The sequence below is a fragment of the Alloprevotella sp. OH1205_COT-284 genome, assembly GCF_003859795.1.
Classification (GTDB): Bacteria; Bacteroidota; Bacteroidia; order Bacteroidales; family Bacteroidaceae; genus Alloprevotella.
This window is the reverse complement of record NZ_RQYI01000007.1, coordinates 34,845-52,536: the sequence shown is the minus strand read 5'-3', so window position 1 is coordinate 52,536 and position 17,692 is coordinate 34,845. Positions and strand designations below refer to the sequence as shown.

Sequence of the window (17,692 nt, the reverse complement as noted above, 5' to 3'; positions counted from 1 at the left end):
AAGACATTACTCCTTTTAGCGGAGGCAGTGAAGGCAAAAATACAAGCATTAGGTATACGCGCGTGCGCGCGAGAGAGCAGATTTTCCGCTTCGGTGGGAGGGGGATGTCCTTACCTTTGAGGAAAAAATTCCTACCTCAGAGGAAGTTTTTCTCAACTCAGAGGAAGTAGTGCTTCCAACGGCGACGGTGAAACTTCGGACGGAGAGGGCGATCCTTCAATCGTAAACCGTGGTGCCTCGACCGAAAGGCGGGTTGCTCCGATTGCCTGCAATGGTGCTCCCAACGGCGACGGTGAGGATTCTATCGCAGCCCTCAATGTCGATCGCTACTGCCCTACTTTTCCTCTTAGCCTCCTCTTTTGCTATCGGACGACGCCAACTGCCCGAAACCTATCGGGGAGCTTTCACGATTGCGCCGGCCAACGATCATTGCAGAAAAACGGCGTTGCCAAAACCGCAACGCCGCATGGGGATAGGAGCATTATCCGATTTGAAGGCAAAAACACTCAGAGGTTGAGCTTTGCTTTTTGTTCATAGGTGATGACGGTGCTGATGCCGGCCGAAGTGAGGGTCACGCGAGCCGTGCGCTTTTGCGTCGTAGGATTGGCGAGCACGCCAAGGTCTATCTGGTGTCTGCCTGCTGCCGGATGTGCATTTTTCTCCGGTACAATGAGCCAATCGGCGTCGGAAACCAACGTGTGAGCGGCCGAGTCGCTGTCGTAGACCATGAAGTCAAGGCGCGCCGTACCGGCTGTTTCGGCCAGCGTTTCGCCGAAATAGGGTTGAAACGGTTCGGACGGATTGATGCGAGCCGGACGCAAGATGTGGAGATAGGGCAGCTGACAGACGGGCATGCGCAACGTGCCGTTTTGGGCGTATGAGGTGCTGACTCCGATGTCGCCGTTGCGCACTTTTCCTGTGGTGTTGGGCGAAACGGTAAACTTCAACATCGTCGAAACGATGTAGCCGGCAGGTACTTCTTTTTGGTCGGGAGAGACCAGAAACCATTGGAGGCCGTCGGCATAGCGGGGAGTGAGCCGCCAAGAGTCGGAGCTGACGACGGACAAGGAGTCGAGTTGCTGATCGGCATACCAAATTTTGCCCTGCGGGTGCAAAGGCGCAAAGGAGGTGGTGTGGTACTCACTGCTGCCGGAAGGGTCGCAAGAGGTCAGCCCCATTCCGAAGAGAAGGGTGGCCGAAAGGAGAAAAAGGGTGATTTTTTTCATAGCTGATAGGGTGTTAGAGTTTTTTATGGGGGAAACGATCGCGACAAAGGGGCGAGAAGCATCGTCGGAAGCATTCGTGGCCTCCCGTCGCCGTTAATACCAATCTATGTTGGAAGAATAAGAACTTCTCTTCTCGTAGCGCAAGGCATCGGCCAGTTCGGAGGCACGGGCGCGGAAGGAGAAGTTGAAGGAGGAGTAAGGACGGAGAACGATGTTGCACGACATTTCGAAGCAATGCAAGTCGCGCGACAACGAGGCCGTGGTCATCGAGATCTGCTTGTAGTTAAAGTCGTAGCCCGACGAAAACGAGATGTTCCAACCTTTCGCCAAAGAGATGTTGCCGGAGGCGTTGAGCGTTTGTGTGAAAGCGAAGGGGTAGCGCATACGGCGCGTGTTGATCGGCTTGCTGCGGTCTTCCCTCATCGTCACGCCGTAGGAAAAGGTGAGACTCCACGGCATGGAAAAAACGAGATACCCGTCTTCGTCCACGGTCGCCTTGGCTTTTTTCTCCACTTTCTTGGCCGACCGTTTCAGTATCGGATCGACATTGACGTCCTCACTATCGACATCGTCTTTGTCGTCGCGACGTTCTTCCGTTTCTTTTTCGGAACCGAAAACCTTGTCCCACCCACGTCCGGCGAGCAGGCCGAAGAAGGTCATCATCTTCTGATTGTTGAGCGTATAGGAAAGGTTTTGGCTCATGCCTTGAAAGCGTCCGAATCGTCCGTAGCTCCACTCCGTTCGCTCTCCGACATATACCTTTCCTTTGGCGTCCATCTCATAGGCATAAGTAGCAAATTGCGCTGCCATCGAGAAGGTGTAGCTCTTACTGAGTTTCATGCGAACACGCATGGAGAGGTCGCTCCATGGGCGAGTCTTGGCAGCGAGATTATAGGAGAGCGTTCCGGAAAGTTCGTCGATGAGCGAAATTTTGCGATAGCCCGTCGTGTCTTTGTCTGATTTCATCTTCATCTCCAAGTTGTTGGAAAGGCTCATGCTGATGCTTCCCTGCCGGCGAGAGGAGGGATAAGAATAGAGCGCATTGGCATAGGGAGAATAGGATACCGTCGAAACATTGCCCTGTGCATCGGTTTTGACATAGTGCGTGGTGTAGCCGTAAGACTCGTTCGTGAAATCGGGAGCATAAGTGAAACTCACCGACGGTTTGACGACATGGCGAATGGCATTGATGCGATCGCCAAACAGTTTACGCCAAGGCTTGTAGAAACCATAGAGGGTGGTGTTGGCCGACACCGAGGCATTCCAATCGTAGAGGTTGTAAAGCCCATATTCCGTGTCTCGTTTCTCTGTCTGTCGCTGTTCGTCCCACGAACGCTTTTCGCGCTTCATGTAGATACGGTCATTCAGACTGACGGAGGGAGAAATGTTGATAAACTTAAAGAGTTGGAACGTGGCATCGATAGGCACGCGTTGCTGAATGCCGTTGCGCCAGTCTTTGATCAGATTGGATTGAAAAAGCAAGTCCTCCTTGGTGTTGATGGAGTTGCTGATCTGTGCCGTGTAGGACATCGAGATTTTCTCGTACCACCGCTCCGAACCGACTATGCGCTTACGGCGAAACGGATAGAAGCGCGATACCGAAACGGACAAATCGGGCAGAGTGACGGCCATGGAGGAGTCGCGCAGATTTTGCGTGATGTTCGACGATCCGGATATGTTCAGCCCTATGGAGGGAATGCTGTGGGTGAAACTGATAGACGATGCGCGCGTGGATTGGGTGTAAGAAAGCGGATTGTATAGCGAGGTGAGATTGTTTTTCTCATAGTTTTGGGTGGCAAAATTCACACGCGCCGAAAACGAGGTGTTGGGATTGGCTTTCGGGTCGCTCGAATGTGTCCACTGCACTTTGAGGCTCGTTGTTTTCGAGTAGTCGGGCATGTTTTTATCTCCATTGACAGTCGTCAGATAGGACACAAACATATTGCCACGATACTTATAGCGTTTGGCATAATTGCTCTCGGCCGACACTCCCCACGAACCTTTGGTATAGATTTCGCCCAAAAGTTTGAGGTCGATGCGGTCGCTGATGGCAAAATAGTATCCTCCGTCGCGCAAGTAAAATCCGCGCGCCGTTTCATCTCCATAAGTCGGCATGATCAAGCCGGAAGAGTAGCTTTTGTTGAAAGGAAAGAAGCCGAAAGGGATGGCCAAAGGCAGGGGAACGTCGGCCACGACCAGATTGGCAGGGCCGAAAAACGTTTCTTTGCCCGGATTGATTTTCGCCCGCGTGAGTTGCAGGTAGAAGTGCGGACAATCGGCATCGCAAGTGGTGTATTTCGCATTTTCAAGATAGAAATAGCCATCGTTCGACCGCTTGGAGTTCACACTGCGCAAAAAGCCGTTGCCCTGCGTGGTCTTCACGTTTTGAATAAATCCTTTTTTGGTTTTGAAATTAAACGACATGCGTTCGCTTTCATAGTTTTCGCTGCCCTGCTTGTAGACCGGCGTTCCTTTCAACTCTTTCGCAGTCGTATCCATCACACCGACGGCATGCACCAACGAGGAGTCCATGTTCATCGTGATGTGTTCTGCGGTCAGCTCCATATTCTGATAGCTAACCTTGGCACTGCCGAAAAGATGGGCAAATCCCGTTTCGGCATCATACACGAGGGAGTCTGCGGCGTTGTAGTCAATGGGGGCTTCGATGCCCGAAGCCGAACGGCGCACACTGTCCGTCCGCAACGTGTCTGCCTTGTTGGTCACGGCGATCACGGTGTCTTTTTTCAATGTGTATCGCAAACTGTCGATCAACGCAGCAAAGGTCGCGCTGTCTTTCGGCATATCGACGGGCTTCAAGCTCGGGTTGGCCGCGGAGTCTTGCCGTTGCAAAATTTCGGCAAGCGTTTCGGACGTGTCCTTGAAAGCCGCGAGCGAAGTGTCGGTCACGGAAAACGACGCGTCTTGCCCCGCCGGCAAAACCGGCAGGGACTCGTTTTCCTGCCGAAGAGCACATCCGGCAACAACGCCCGACAATATGAGCGTCGCAACGAAAGAGAGAAAGATATGAAAAGATTTGCGTGGCAAAAGAAACAGTGCTTTGTGAAATTACGGTTCAGTAGTTGGTCGTTGTCCGTGGTGTTGAAAAGCGGCGCACCCTCTCGTGCATCTCACGGAGAGGCACAGACAAAGCGGCCGAACGTGGGGAGCGATGCCGGCATCATTCAAACATGGCCGCCCAACCCAAAAACTTCTCAACGCCCTCTTCTCCGAAACGCAACAGACTTTGGGCGGCTTGCTCGACCGTACACTCGCGGTCAATATGACTTTTGGAATAAAACTTGTCTGCGTAGCACACGATGATTTCCTCTATCGTTTCGGGCAGAAAGTCTTGCAAAGGCAGCGCAAGCTGTTGCTCTTCGATTTGCTGCCGCGTCAAGCCCGTACCCGTATGCCGTTCGCAAACGCGGGCAAAATCGGGGAAGCCCTCGCGACGCATGAGTTCCGCCCCCAGCCATCCGTGTTGCAAATAAGCGGCTTGTCCGTGACAGTGAATGCGAGGCGCATGGGTCAGAAAAATCCCGATGTCGTGAAGCATGGCGGCTTCGTAAACGAAATGTCGATCCGCTCCCAGTTCGGGATGTCGGTCGATAATGGCCACCGCCCGCTCCGCCACCTGCCGACTGTGTCGAAGCAACAATCTCCTCAGTTCGTTATCCTGCGGATAGTATTTGGGGATGAGAGTTTCGTGGAGCATAATACAAATACGCTTTATCGTGCAAATTTACTCATTTCTCCTATATTCCACGTGTTTTGTCTGAAAAATAATGACAACGGCGGATTTTCACGACAATCAAAAGCCCTCCCTCTCGCTTCTGATTTGAAAACGAGAAAGAGGGCTGAAATATTGTCGGATCGGACGAAAAAAATGGATTTACGGCAACCTCTTGTCGCGAGATGTCCGTTTGCCACGATCAGACTATTTCATCACTTTTTTGCCATTGATAATATAAATTCCGGCAGGCAACTTGTCAAAGTCTCTCATCATACCCACATAATTTCCACCGATGCCGTAGATTTTCGCTTCAAGGTCTCTGCCGGCATACTCATTTACAATGGCGGTTACGAAATCATCTTCAAGCAAAAATCTACTTGAAGCTGCGTAATCCGAAGGTATAGTGAGATAAGCCTTTCTTGCAGAAGTCAACAGTCCACTTCCTCCGGGCATATCGAAATAGAAGCCGAGTCCGTCAACACCTTGCGAAAACTTATAATACTTGGTGTTAGGATCGTTTAAGATTTTATCCGTCAAACTTCCTTTCAACAAATTGCGCTCAGCGCGAGTAGGAGTCGAGAACGAAGTTTTGAGTTCGTATACTCCCTGTTCACCTTTGAAGATCACCGGGGTTTCGGGCGGTATCACCACCGAGGGGTCGGAGTATGTATTCCAATCGCATTTAACAGCATTACCTTCGGTTTCGATCACTACGGCAGCTTTCACACCCTTCGGCAATTGCAGGGCATAAGGACTGTAATAGGTAACATAGCCGACCTTTCCGATTTTGATCGTTTCCTGATAGTCGAGAGTCTTCAATCGGTTGCGATCAATCCCGACACTGCCCAAACAAGCTCCAAAACGGCCTTGCACAAGCACGTACTTCTCTCTCATGTTATTGACTCCTTGACGTGCATTTTCGGGAACATAAACAGGTATGACGTTTTTATCTACGCCAATCGCCATGAATTCTCCCACTTGCTGCTCCACTTCTCCGTCGGCATTTTTCCATCCTCCGCGTATGCGTCCTTTCACCCAAACGTTTTCTGTTGTTGTTTCCAAACGCTTGATGTCGTCTATCGTGTAGGGATTGTCAAGAGTTCCGTTGCCGGTCAGCTTTGTAAACTCCGTTTCATCGAGCACAACAGAGGCTATCTTCCAGTTGTTGTCATTTTTATAAATGCGGAGATATGCCGTGTTGGCTTCCATTTTTTTTGTGTGAGGGAAAACATTCACCTCTTGCCCTGCTCCATGCGTAGCAACAGTTTTGTTCTCTCCCAAAGCAAAATAAAAATAATCTTCGTTGAAGTTCGATTCCGTCAATTCACTTATGGTTCCCAGCAAACACCCCGTTTCAACAGGAAGCGGCGTGTAGTCGATTTCCAAGAAGTCATAATCTTTCGTTGCCTTTGCTTTCAAAATAACAGGCGTGTAGGCCGGAAGTGTCGACCCCGAAAGGCGAATCAACTTCAAGGCATATTGCCGTTCGGATACGCGCTCGGCGGTGGCTGTATAAGCCGTAACATCTTGCGGCACTGCCACGGGATAGTCCAAGAAAAGCGTACTCATTTTTTCGGCAGACATGGACAAACGATACACTCGCTTTCCGGAAGCCTCGTAAGTAGCACTTTTCCCAATAAGGCGTGCCGTGATTCGATGTTCTCCCTCACTAAATGTGATTTCATCGGTGGAATGCGTTGTAGGGATAGTTATTTTATATAGGTTATCACCCAGCGATGTCATGCTTTTCCCCGGAAATGCCCCGAAAGGTTCAATATCTCCTTTCATGGGTAAATATGCATAAGGCAACATTTTTTCCGATGTGCGATAATACACATCGTATGTTTCTTCTACGGGTAATAATTGGAAATCGGTTGAAATAATTATGTCACGTCTGTTTATTTTGTCTTCAATGTTTAATCTCTCTTCGCGAGATTCTGCAAAATCAATGCGTTCACCTTTCGAATAGACGCGCGCAATACGAGGATATTTTCGACCACTGATGAAACTAAACGCCCCCCAAGTATATCCACGTACAATTTTCATTCCATTAAGACCATGCGATGTGCCTTGCAAGGTCAACATCTGCCCGTCGGCCGTGAAACGATACAGACTATCAATCATCTCACACGACCACTCGGCTCCTTTATCCGGTTGATTCATATGTAGTGCTTCTCCTCCCTTTCCATCGGGACTGAGAAAGAACCAACGTTCTTTGTCATAAACATTGTGATAGCTGGCGATCTTATATTTTCTCCCTACGGTGGGCATAACAATATCTTCATCGGAGATTTTTCCCAAGGCAATCAAGGCATATTCCAATTCATCACATTCTTGCTTGGTGAAACCTACTTTTAATTTTCCTTCTCGGGTGAAAATTTGTTCAAACTTTTCTCTGAAATGAAGTCCCTCTTTACATTGAACCTTGGGATAACCTAATTTTCCGAAATTTCGATAAACATCAAGAGCCGGCCTTGAAAGTGCGTTTGCCTTATCATAAATCACTGCATTTTCATCTATTCTCTGTTTTATCTTAATCACCTGAGTATAAGTGGAAATGTTACTTCCGAGAGTCGTAGTCCATTTTCTATAAATGGTGTTGCCAACTCTGTTCTCTACTCCTTCGACTGTTTTTGATCGTCCTTGAAAGCTTGCGGTTAAAGTTTCGATCTTCGGCACTTGATCTTCTGAATCGAGTTCTTTATAGACATTAGGAGTAGGAGAAAAAGAAACAGCTTTCTCCATATCGGTAGTGACACCTCCGGTAAGAATCACCTTATTCGACACCCAATAAGGCACTTCGTGAGACAAGGCATAGGCCGCTTCGCCTATGACCTCTATTTTAATCACTCCTCCACGTATTTCCCCTACTTCGGGATAATCCACTCTATCTATTTTCACATAAGGAAAAACTCCTTCCCAAAAGCCATCGTTGGGCTCCTCATCAGCCAAAACATATTTGAATGTCTTTCCAAAATCGGTGGATAGCAAAATACGCACTTTACTATTTTTGCCATAAAGAGACTGACAAGTAGTCCACGAAAGTTTTATCGGCGTCTTACCGGGAATAGCATAATCAAAGAAGCCGTTTTCTTTCATCTTCACTGTGTTTATTTGAAACTTCTCTCCATCTACGATGCGCAAACTCGTCTTAACGACATCATGATGCCCTTTGTAAAAAGCAGAAAGCATATAGGTATAAGTTCCCGGCTTATACTGGTCTGAATATTTCAACAACTGCTCCTCCCAATTATCATTGGCATTTTTACGAGCCGCGAGATAACGAGGATGATACATCACTACATTTTCGTCAGATGGAGCATAAAGACGTTGCAATAAATTCGTTTCACCTCCCCACGAAGCAACATCATAGGGATGGGCATGATAAAAAAAGCCTTGTTTATTTTTATTTTTAACGGGGATATAGAATTGGTATCTCGTTCCTTTTGTCACGACATACTCTCTTTTCACCGCCTTTTCGTCAAGCTGTGGCAACTCCTCATTTTGAAGAATTACATAAGGTGCATTTTGATACGAAATACTGCCCGGCACATAGTTTTTACGTTCCTTTTCTTTGAAATACCCCAACACTTTCAAAGAAGATCGAATACTTTTGATGGATGCCAACGAAAAGAATGTACGTGGTGAACCATAACTCATAATTGAAAAGCCCAACCCTTGTTCAGTTATTTTGGCATCATCTTTCTCATGCGGATGAGAAGCTCCGAAAAGGTGTCCTATCTCATGTGCGATCGTAGAATAAGAGATTGTTGATCGTGCTTCTCCTTTCAAAGATTGATTATACACTCCTCCTACGAGAGCATACCCGGCCATTGTTCCTGTTGGAGCCTGCAAAAATATACCGACTTCATAGTTATCTTCTCCGAGAATACTATTGAGGATGCGTGTCTTAGTGGTAGTTTCAAAAGAAGGATCTTCCGAAAAAACAAGTTTTTCATTTCTTATAATTTGAAATCGGATGCCACAATCACGTTCATAGATAAGATTTAGCTGTTTCTCCAAATCATCCCAATATTTGTAAACTTCGGCCATATCTTGTTTGAAGTGGCCATTAAAGTAAAATGCCGTGACACAAGCGGCTAATCTAAACACATAAGTTTGATTATTTCCCTTGAAAATAAAATCCTCCGGTATTCTTTCCGGCTTTTGATATGAAGGAAAACCTTTAATAAAGTTTCGTGATTTTATTACTTCGATATTACCAGAACAGCTCGCTCCACAAACAGAAAGTTGCTCATCGGGATAAGGGTCATGAAAAGTTGTCTGTGCTTTTCCCATGAAAAAAAAACCACCGAAAAACAAAGAGAACAATACATGTCCGAATAAAAAGAACTTGGACTTCATTGTTGAAATGTTGTTTTTGAATATTATATATATTAAATGAGGATAAATTCTCAAAGCCTATCCCTCTTTCATCGAAAGAACTCCCCTCTATACCGAAAAAGTAAAAAGAGGCGAAAGAGATAAGAAAAAACTTACGTATCTTCTGCCGAAAACAAAAGAGTTGGTGTGTTTTTACTGTCGTTTGAAAACAATGTTTCGAGAATCGAAGAAAGTGCGAATCTCCATTAAGCGTGGGCAAAGATACATTTTTCAAACAAAAAGAAGAGACATTGACCACAAAAGAAACAAAAAACGTCGGCACAATTTGCCATCCTCAACAAAAAAACGAAGAAAACGACTTTCTCCACAGCCTGAGAAAGTCGTTTTCATCTTCTCTCAAAAACACTCGTCACTCAGTAAATAGTATCTAACGGATAGGATTTTCTAAATAACGAATAGTTTTTACCGAAAAAGTAACCGGCAGACACAGAGTGCCCGCCTTGCAATATCGCCCTCTCCACTCGAAGCAGTCTGTTCCACGGACGCCATGACTCATAATCACAAAGAAAAATCAGCTTGTCAAAATCGGAAATAAGGTTGAAGCCTCCGAAAATCAAAGTCTGAGAAATGCGGACTGTTGCCCAAGTCGCGCCAATCTCGCAGATCGCCCCGTTTTCGGCGATGCTCAACAATGGCTTTCACCTGATCGTAGTTGAGATAAGGATGTCGCAACAATTCTTTGAACGTGGCGCGATTGAGGGGTATCTGCCGAATATTTGGCAAATGCTCTACTCGAAACCATGCGTCGATGCCTGCCGGCAATCTCTCGATTTCGAGCACCTGACGCGTCGAAACAAAACCGCCCATTCGCTCCCGATAACCCACAATGGCTCGGGCATAACCGCGCCCTATGCCGGGAATGCGTTGCAGCAGGAGCGTGTCGGCCTCGTTGAGATCCACCCACGAACCTGCCGGCAGTTTTTCGGGACGGAGGCGGCGCAAACTGTCGTAGCGTGCCTGCCGCCGGGCTCTTTCCGCCGATCGCAGGGCTTTTTCTTCCGCCCACTGCCGACGCCGGGCTTCGTAGTCGGCTTGACGCCGATCACGCGCCGTCGCTCTTTTTTCGCGCGCTTCTCGCCACCGTTTCCACTGCGCTCTGCGTTGCTCTTGACGACGCGACGAGTCGGCAAGGCGTTGTTGCTCAAAACGCTTGATTTCGATCAGCTCTTCCGCCGAAATCTTCGCTTCGGCCGATGTCGAAGAGGATTTTTCGCCGAAAGGTATGCACCAACGCCAACCTGCCACGACAAGCAATACACCGACCAACACAAAAAGGCCGATGCGCATCTCGCGACCAAAAGAAGGGCGTGAATGTTTCATGGAAAAAGAGTGGAAAATAGGAGGGCTATGAACCTCTGTCGGCTATTTGGCAGAAGAAGGAGGTTGCCAAAAGTATTCCGCGTCGCTTGTCACGGTATACATGTCGCCGCTCACGCTTTGCGTTTCAAATCCCTCGGGCAACAGTGCCACATAACGAATCCCCGTATAGCGATAGCGACTTTCGGCATTGAAACGGCTCTGCTCCGCACAAATGAAATAGTAAAGGTTTTTGGCCATATAGTTTTCCAAATACTCCTCCTTCGTCTGTTTGACTTTGTTGTTCCAATTCGCATCTTCGTTGAGCACAACCGGCCGACCGTCGATAAGCCGTTCGCGCACTTCGGCAATGCTCAGCAAATGTCCGTTCTCATCCTTGACATAGGCATTAAACGAGGGGTCGATCCAAAGCCATTTCCCCAACTGAGCGGAATAAACGGCAACGATGACATGGCAATCGCCATCGTTCGGATCTTTGGGCATGCAGGTCACATATCGCGAGGGTATCCCCAACGAGAGATACATTTCATTGAGCATCATGGCCAGATGCCTGCAATTCACTCCCATTCCCGTCGCCTTGTGGTAGTTGTAAATATCGTTGGCGTTGAACTCGCACAGCGCGTAGTTGCTGCCGTCGTGGCGGATGTTGTTGTGTACAAAAGTCATGACATTCATGATTTTTGAAACCTCATCGCCACTGCCGGCTATCGAGTCGAGGCGGAAGCGTTCTCTCACGGCTTTCAAATTGTGATCCGACGCCGACTGATAGGTGAAATTCGGCAGAGAGTCCGTCTGCTCTCTGCGATAGGAGCGGGCAGTTCTCAGCATGTGGAGGTTGTCGTATTGAATGATGCGCCCCAACAATTTACGAAAACGGCGGTCTTCGCGAATGCTCGCCAAATCGGGATCATTGCAAGTATGCCGATAGTTTTTGAAACCATGCTCAACGGCCTTTCGGAAAGCCTCGACGGCTGCTTTCGACTTGCTTTTCAAAGCATACGCACAGGCAAGATTATAATATTGATTGGCCAAGAGCTTTTCTCGCATCTCACGGTCGTTCGCTCCCTCGCCTGCCGGCTCGACTTTTTCCAACAAAGCGATTTGCTCTTTCAAGGCTCGCGACATACCTTCGTAGTCATTTCGGGCACGACATTCCTCATAAACCACCGCCATTTCTTTGAAACGTGCAAACAGTTTCGTGAAAGATTCCGAAGGATTTTGTGCCGCAAGCGAAAAACAAGACAGCAGCACGAAGCAGATAAAAAGAAAATTCTTTTTCATACGATGAAGGCTAAGATGCAAACTTGGTGTGGCAAAGATAAGAAAAGTTCGACAACAAAAGCCCAAAAACGCTTCTTATCTGATCTCGCACGCCGCATTTCGCCGCCTTTCCGCCTTTGCAACAAAATTAAATGCCTATCTTTGCCACATCTCTTTAAGGGGTGCCTTACTCTTTCAGGCTGAGATCATACCCTATGAACTGATCCGGATAATGCCGGCGTAGTAATTAAAAGTAATTTTATGAAGAAATTTGTTTTGGCGGGCTGCTGTGCAGCCGCCACTGCCGTGTCGGCGCAAGGCGTCGATACGATTCGTGTGAACATATTGGGAGAAGCCCAAGTGGTGACGAACCGTGCGACCAAAAAGTCGCCCATCGCCTACTCCAATTTGGACAAAGCCGCCCTCGAACGCATCAACCACGGGCAGGACATCCCCTTCCTGCTCTCCACCCTGCCGAGCGTGGTCGCCACCTCCGACGCCGGCACCGGCATCGGCTACACCAACATCCGCGTGCGCGGCACCGACGGCACACGCATCAACATCACCAACAACGGCATCCCCCTCAACGACCCCGAAAGCCATGTGTTCTATTGGGTAGACGTGCCCGATTTCGCCTCCTCGCTCCAAGACATACAGCTCCAACGCGGCGTCGGCACCTCCACCAATGGCGCAGGTGCATTCGGCGCGAGCATCAACATGCTCACCGACAAGGCTTCGCTCCTGCCCTATGCTTCGGTAAACGCCTCCTACGGTTCGTTTAACACGACGAAAAACACCCTCAAAGTCGGCACCGGACGCCTCAACCACCGCTGGGCATTCGACGCACGCGTGTCCTATCTCGCCTCCGACGGCTATCGCGACCGCTCCTCCGCACAAATGGGTTCTTACTTCACGCAGGGCACTTATTTCAACGGCGGAACGATGCTCAAACTCATTGCCTACGGCGGCAAGGAAAAGACCTATCACGCTTGGGACGGCATCAGTCGCGAACAACTCTCGACCCACCGCACCTACAATCCCAACGGCCTGATCGACAAGAAGCTCAACCTCTTCTACGACGACCAAAACGACATCTATTTCCAGCAACACGCACAGGCTTTGCTCACGCAGAAGCTCTCTCCGGCTTGGAGCCTCTCGGCCGCCCTCCACTACACCTACGGCGAAGGCTACTATGAGGAATACAAAAAAAATCGCAAGCTCACCGAATACGGCCTTGCCTCCTACACCCTCGACGCCATCGAGCAGAAAAAGTCTGACCTCATTCGCCGCAAACACCTCCAAAACCACTTCTACGGCGGACTTTTCTCTCTCAACTACAAGGAGGGAGCTTGGGACGTGACGGGCGGCGCAGGCCTCAACAACTTTGAGAACGACCACTTCGGAAATGTACTCTGGGTCAAAAATTATGTAGGAAATTTGCGTCCCAATCACGAATATTATCGCAACAAGGGCGAGAAATTAGACGGAAATGTGTATCTTCGCGCCCACTACGCCGTTTTGCCGACCGTAAACCTCTTTGCCGACGTGCAATATCGCTTCATCGACTACCGCATCAACGGCACTTCGGACAAACGCCCCGTGTTGGACATCGACAAGAAGTTCCACTTCTTCAACCCCAAGTTCGGCGGTGTGTGGAACATTCGTCCCGACCACAGGGTTTATGCCTCGTTCAGTGTGGCACGTCGCGAGCCGACACGCAACTCCTATCAGGAAAGCTACTCCCCCGATCACTCCCCCAAGTCGGAACGCCTCTTTGACTACGAAGCGGGCTACACCTACACCGGCCGCACCTTTGAAGCTGCGGTGAACGGATATTGGATGCAGTATAAAAACCAATTCGTGCTCAACGGTCGCTACAACGAAATCGGCGAGGCCGTAGTGGAAAACGTGGCCGACAGCCACCGCGCAGGCATCGAGCTTTCGGGAGCTTGGCTGCCCTGCCCCTTCTTCCGCTGGGACGCCAACCTCACCCTCAGTGCCAACCGCATCAAAGACTACACCGCCTATCTCTACGACGGGGACTACAACGAATACACGCACCACATCGGCGACACAGACATCTCGTTTTCGCCCTCGACCACTTTCAACAATCGCTTCACCTTCAACCACGGAGGTTTCTCGGCATCGCTCACCTCTCAATACGTAGGCCGCCAATACCTCGACAACATGAAGATGCGCGAAAACTCCCTCGACGCCTACTTCGTTTCTCACCTCAACGCCTCCTACACCTTCTGTTTTCGCGGCGTGAAAGAAATGACCGTCGGCGCCACCGTCTACAATCTCTTCAACGAGAAATACGAAACCAACGGTTATTCGCAAACCTACATGGCCGATCCTGCCACCCGCACCCTCGGCAGCGATCCGCGCTTCTACCCCATGGCCGGCACCAACTTCTTGGTGAACATCGGCGTGAAGTTCTGATCGCCACTGCGAAAACCGCTGCCAACATACCTATTTTGACACCGTTCGGAAAAGATTGTCGTCTGCAAAGAAGGCAATCTTTTCCGCATTTATCGACCGGCAGGAGCGATCCGCAGTCACCGCAGCATCACGGCATCATGCCTCATGCCCAAAGCATCTCCTCTCGCCGCTGCCCGCACACTCGCATCATTCACACACATCAATACTTAAAAAACAACATGAACATCAACTCGATTGCAGACACGCTCTGCGCAATGACTTTCAACGGCTACGTCGAAATCTTCGGCACACTCATCGGTCTGGTCTATCTCTATCTCCAATACAAAGCCCGACCGCTCTTTTGGCACGTGGCCATTATCAACGCCATTCCCTTCGTCTACCTCTTTTTGCTCAAAGGCAACTACGCCTCGGCCGCCCTCTTCACCTACTATCTCATCGTGGGCGTGAAAATGGTGTTCTTTACTCCCAAAGACGAAAATGAGGGAAGCGGCAATGTCTTCACCATTACCAACATTCCCTCCCGGCTCTACCCCCGCCTCCTGCTCACGGTGACCGTCATCTGCGGCACGCTCTACCTCTTCCTGCTCAACGTCGAGCAAATCATCACCGCACTCAACGGTATGTTCAACTTCAACCTGCCCGTCGCCACTCCCCGCACTCCTCTTGCCGACGCCTTTGCCACCTCACTGAGCTTCGTGGGTATGTGGTTGCTCTCCAAGAAATATCTCGAACAGTGGATTCTTTGGGTCGTTGTCAACACGGTGTTCGTCTACATGCAAATCGTGAGCGACCTCTATCAATGGGCAGCCCTCTTCACCGTCTACGGCATCGTGGCCGTTATGGGCTATTTCAACTGGCGCAAACTTCAACGCGCCCAACAACCCTCCGCCGTTTCCGCATAGCGTATGACCATCGTTCTTGCCGCCGGCCTCTTTCCCAAAACCGAACGCGCGCTTGCCCTCCTCCGCTCGGCCGATTTCATCGCCTGCTGCGACGGTGCGGCCAACAGCTGCGTGCAAGCCGGCTTCGTGCCCGACGTCATCGTCGGCGACGGAGATTCCGTCAATGCGGAGGTTCGCCACCGCTACGCCGACCGCATCGTCCGCATCGCCGAGCAGGAAACCAATGATCTCACGAAAACCGTGAAACATTGCCTCGCCCTCGGCCGTCGCGACATCACCATTCTCGGCGCAACCGGCCTGCGCGAAGACCACTCCGTGGCCAACATCGCCCTCCTCATGGACTATGCCGACCTGCTCCCCGTGACACAAGGAGAAGCCCCGGCCATTCGCATGGTGAGCGACTACGGCACCTTCTATCCCTGCCGCGATCAACTCCGCCTCGAAATCGAAATCGGGCGCGAAATCTCGATTTTCAATTTCGGAGCCTCCTATTTCTCTGCTACCGGTCTGCAATATCCCCTCTACGACTTCACCCGGCTGTGGCAAGGCACACTCAACGTAGCCACCCGTCGGGAAGTGCAAATCGATGCGCGCGGCAAATTTCTGGTCTACGTCGCCGAACCCGACCGACAGTGCGACAAACCCTAAAATGCTCATCGGAGCATGTCGCGCCACTCTTTCGCCGGGTAGCACAACATGCACCGATCCACACACCGCTTCTCAACAGACTGCGTCAAGACACCATGCTCTTGGCGCAGTCTGTTTTTGCTGTGTTCGCTCCTCCCCCTTGGGACAGTTTCCCTCGGTCGTCGTCGTCGATGAAACCGCCCTTTTTGAGCGTTTTTCCACCCTATTTTTTTTGTTTTTTGCCGTTTTGCCTTCGCAAAAATGCCTTCGGGGTTGATTTTCAGAGCGTTTCGTGCGAAGGCAAGTGAAGGCAAAAAGAAAATGGATTTTTCAACTCATTGAAAATCAGTATAACTACGGTGAAGGCAAAATTCCCCTTTGCCTTCACCTCCTTCCGCTGCTTCCGCGAGAAAACCGCCGCTTTCGGAGGCGGTGAAAGCAAAAATGCGACACAATGACATGGTTTTCAATCGGTTGCAACCGGATCTGAAAGTTTGCCTTCATTTGCCTTCGCACGAAACACTCTGAAAATCAACACCGAAGGCGTTTTTGCGAAGGCAGTGAAAGCAAAAAACAATGAATAGGTATACGCGCGTGCGCGCGAGGGAGTCCGTTTTTCTCGATTTCGCAGGAGATGAAATTCATTACCTTGGAGGTAGAAATTCCCACATTGGAGATAAAAAACTCCACCTCGCAGGTAGAGTTTCCCACCGCACAGGCAGTTGCGTTGTTGTCTGTCGCCTGCTTCGATGCCGGAGAGCAATGGTTGTTTCAAGCCATGTCAAACGGCATCGGAAAAGGCAAGGACATTTGCCAACGCATTGCCGGAGGCCCCATGCACGACAGCGGAAGATTGGAAACGGCGGTCGTCGACGGCGGCCGGAAGAGAGGGAGCGGGCAATCTCCAAAAGACGATCGGCGACAACAGCCGCACCAAAACATGACTGCCTCATTTTTCGGTTTCTTCCGCCTGCTTGCCGAGCACATACCAACACGATGTGGTGAAAAAGTTTCTGATGTGCTTCAACCTCCACATCGGTCGGGGCAAAAGGCGAGGAGAGAGGTTGAACTTTTGCTTATAGTGCGGGTTGATCAACCAATACTGCTTGTTGATGACGGCATATCCGCATGCTTTCGCCAAAGTTTCAAAAAGTTCAATGCTTGTTTTGCATGCCTTTATGCTCATCAGTTCTTTGATTGTGCCCTCCGTTTCGCGACACAATTTGAGCAAAGACAGATACAGCGGATTGGGGAGCAAATGAATGAACGGCAAGTGTGAACAAAGCGGGCTTCTGCATATCTGCTGATGTCCGCCGAAGGGCATCTGCCATGCCGGAAAACCGACAAACAGTATGCCCGCTGTTTTGAGAAAAGAGATTAAATGTTTGAGAAACTCGTCTTTAACCGGAACATGCTCTATCACATCATGCAGGAGGATGACATCAAACTTGTCTTCCTCGCTCTGCGGTGTGGCACACTTCATAAAATCACTGCAAACAAATGTGGCATTGCCGCCCACCGAGGCGAAGTATTTTCGGGCATCTTCTATCCTACATTCCGCTATGTCAATTCCCGTGACCTCACAGCCCAATCTGGCAAAAGGGGCGAGATTGCCCCCTTCGCCACAGCCCACTTCCAAGACGCGGGTGTTTGAAGTGAGTTTGATGTAATCGGAAACATAGCCGACATAGTATGCATCGGATGTCGCTTCCAAATCGCGAAAATATTGTTGTCTGTCCGTGTGTCTTTTTTGCATGTTCTACTGTTTTAATCGGGGCTTT

11 protein-coding genes and 1 riboswitch are annotated in these 17,692 nt (G+C 49.7%); of the genes, 4 read left to right on the top strand and 7 right to left on the bottom strand.

The features are described from left to right. The first annotated feature begins 316 nt into the window (after positions 1 to 316). Entirely contained in the window at positions 317 to 517 is a 201-nt protein-coding gene (locus EII14_RS03365; protein ID WP_124931157.1) for a hypothetical protein, read from the top strand. On the opposite strand, the gene EII14_RS03360 is transcribed toward EII14_RS03365, so the two are convergent. The 6 genes from EII14_RS03360 to EII14_RS03335 form a co-directional block, all read right to left on the bottom strand. Further along, the gene (locus tag EII14_RS03360; RefSeq protein ID WP_124931156.1) at positions 507 to 1,226 is read right to left on the bottom strand and encodes a BACON domain-containing protein; all 720 of its coding nucleotides are present in this window, start codon (positions 1,224 to 1,226) and stop codon (positions 507 to 509) included. The genes EII14_RS03365 and EII14_RS03360 overlap by 11 nt on opposite strands. A gap of 93 nt (positions 1,227 to 1,319) precedes the next feature. Next, a complete protein-coding gene (locus EII14_RS03355; RefSeq protein WP_370241819.1) occupies positions 1,320 to 4,133 on the bottom strand; it encodes a putative LPS assembly protein LptD in 2,814 nt (937 codons plus the stop codon). Positions 4,134 to 4,404: 271 nt separating this feature from the next. After that, entirely contained in the window at positions 4,405 to 4,941 is a 537-nt protein-coding gene (locus tag EII14_RS03350) for an HDIG domain-containing metalloprotein (protein ID WP_124931155.1), read from the bottom strand. 222 nt (positions 4,942 to 5,163) lie between these two features. Then, complete coding sequence (locus EII14_RS03345) at positions 5,164 to 9,324, bottom strand: reprolysin-like metallopeptidase (protein WP_124931154.1); 4,161 nt, start codon at positions 9,322 to 9,324, stop codon at positions 5,164 to 5,166. Positions 9,325 to 9,882: 558 nt separating this feature from the next. Continuing rightward, on the bottom strand, positions 9,883 to 10,683 hold the full coding sequence (locus EII14_RS03340) for a helix-hairpin-helix domain-containing protein (RefSeq protein WP_124931153.1): 801 nt from the start codon (positions 10,681 to 10,683) through the stop codon (positions 9,883 to 9,885). A gap of 42 nt (positions 10,684 to 10,725) precedes the next feature. After that, positions 10,726 to 11,961, bottom strand: a complete 1,236-nt coding sequence (locus tag EII14_RS03335) for a transglutaminase family protein (protein ID WP_124931152.1) — start codon at positions 11,959 to 11,961, stop codon at positions 10,726 to 10,728. A gap of 147 nt (positions 11,962 to 12,108) precedes the next feature. Continuing rightward, a riboswitch (TPP riboswitch) is annotated at positions 12,109 to 12,205 on the top strand. Between EII14_RS03335 and EII14_RS03330 the strand changes: the two genes are divergently transcribed. From EII14_RS03330 to EII14_RS03320, 3 genes are all read left to right on the top strand, one after another. Further along, a complete protein-coding gene (locus tag EII14_RS03330) occupies positions 12,202 to 14,382 on the top strand; it encodes a TonB-dependent receptor (RefSeq protein ID WP_124931151.1) in 2,181 nt (726 codons plus the stop codon). (Overlaps the previous riboswitch by 4 nt.) 218 nt (positions 14,383 to 14,600) lie before the next feature. Beyond that, entirely contained in the window at positions 14,601 to 15,284 is a 684-nt protein-coding gene (pnuC, locus tag EII14_RS03325) for a nicotinamide riboside transporter PnuC (RefSeq protein WP_158608306.1), read from the top strand. 3 nt (positions 15,285 to 15,287) lie between these two features. Next, positions 15,288 to 15,932, top strand: coding sequence for a thiamine diphosphokinase (locus EII14_RS03320; protein WP_124931149.1), 645 nt, complete (start codon positions 15,288 to 15,290; stop codon positions 15,930 to 15,932). A 928-nt stretch (positions 15,933 to 16,860) separates the two neighbouring features. On the opposite strand, the gene EII14_RS03315 is transcribed toward EII14_RS03320, so the two are convergent. Further along, positions 16,861 to 17,667, bottom strand: coding sequence for a bifunctional 2-polyprenyl-6-hydroxyphenol methylase/3-demethylubiquinol 3-O-methyltransferase UbiG (locus EII14_RS03315; protein ID WP_124931148.1), 807 nt, complete (start codon positions 17,665 to 17,667; stop codon positions 16,861 to 16,863). Positions 17,668 to 17,692 lie beyond the last annotated feature (25 nt).

Bases quoted from the DNA above. Each gene is read 5' to 3' on its own strand.
- EII14_RS03365 (WP_124931157.1), top strand. From the start codon at position 317: ATGTCGATCGCTACTGCCCTACTTTTCCTCTTAGCCTCCTCTTTTGCT.
- EII14_RS03360 (WP_124931156.1), bottom strand. From the start codon at position 1,226: ATGAAAAAAATCACCCTTTTTCTCCTTTCGGCCACCCTTCTCTTCGGA.
- EII14_RS03350 (WP_124931155.1), bottom strand. From the start codon at position 4,941: ATGCTCCACGAAACTCTCATCCCCAAATACTATCCGCAGGATAACGAA.
- EII14_RS03345 (WP_124931154.1), bottom strand. From the start codon at position 9,324: ATGAAGTCCAAGTTCTTTTTATTCGGACATGTATTGTTCTCTTTGTTT.
- EII14_RS03340 (WP_124931153.1), bottom strand. From the start codon at position 10,683: ATGAAACATTCACGCCCTTCTTTTGGTCGCGAGATGCGCATCGGCCTT.
- EII14_RS03335 (WP_124931152.1), bottom strand. From the start codon at position 11,961: ATGAAAAAGAATTTTCTTTTTATCTGCTTCGTGCTGCTGTCTTGTTTT.
- EII14_RS03330 (WP_124931151.1), top strand. From the start codon at position 12,202: ATGAAGAAATTTGTTTTGGCGGGCTGCTGTGCAGCCGCCACTGCCGTG.
- pnuC (WP_158608306.1), top strand. From the start codon at position 14,601: ATGAACATCAACTCGATTGCAGACACGCTCTGCGCAATGACTTTCAAC.
- EII14_RS03320 (WP_124931149.1), top strand. From the start codon at position 15,288: ATGACCATCGTTCTTGCCGCCGGCCTCTTTCCCAAAACCGAACGCGCG.
- EII14_RS03315 (WP_124931148.1), bottom strand. From the start codon at position 17,667: ATGCAAAAAAGACACACGGACAGACAACAATATTTTCGCGATTTGGAA.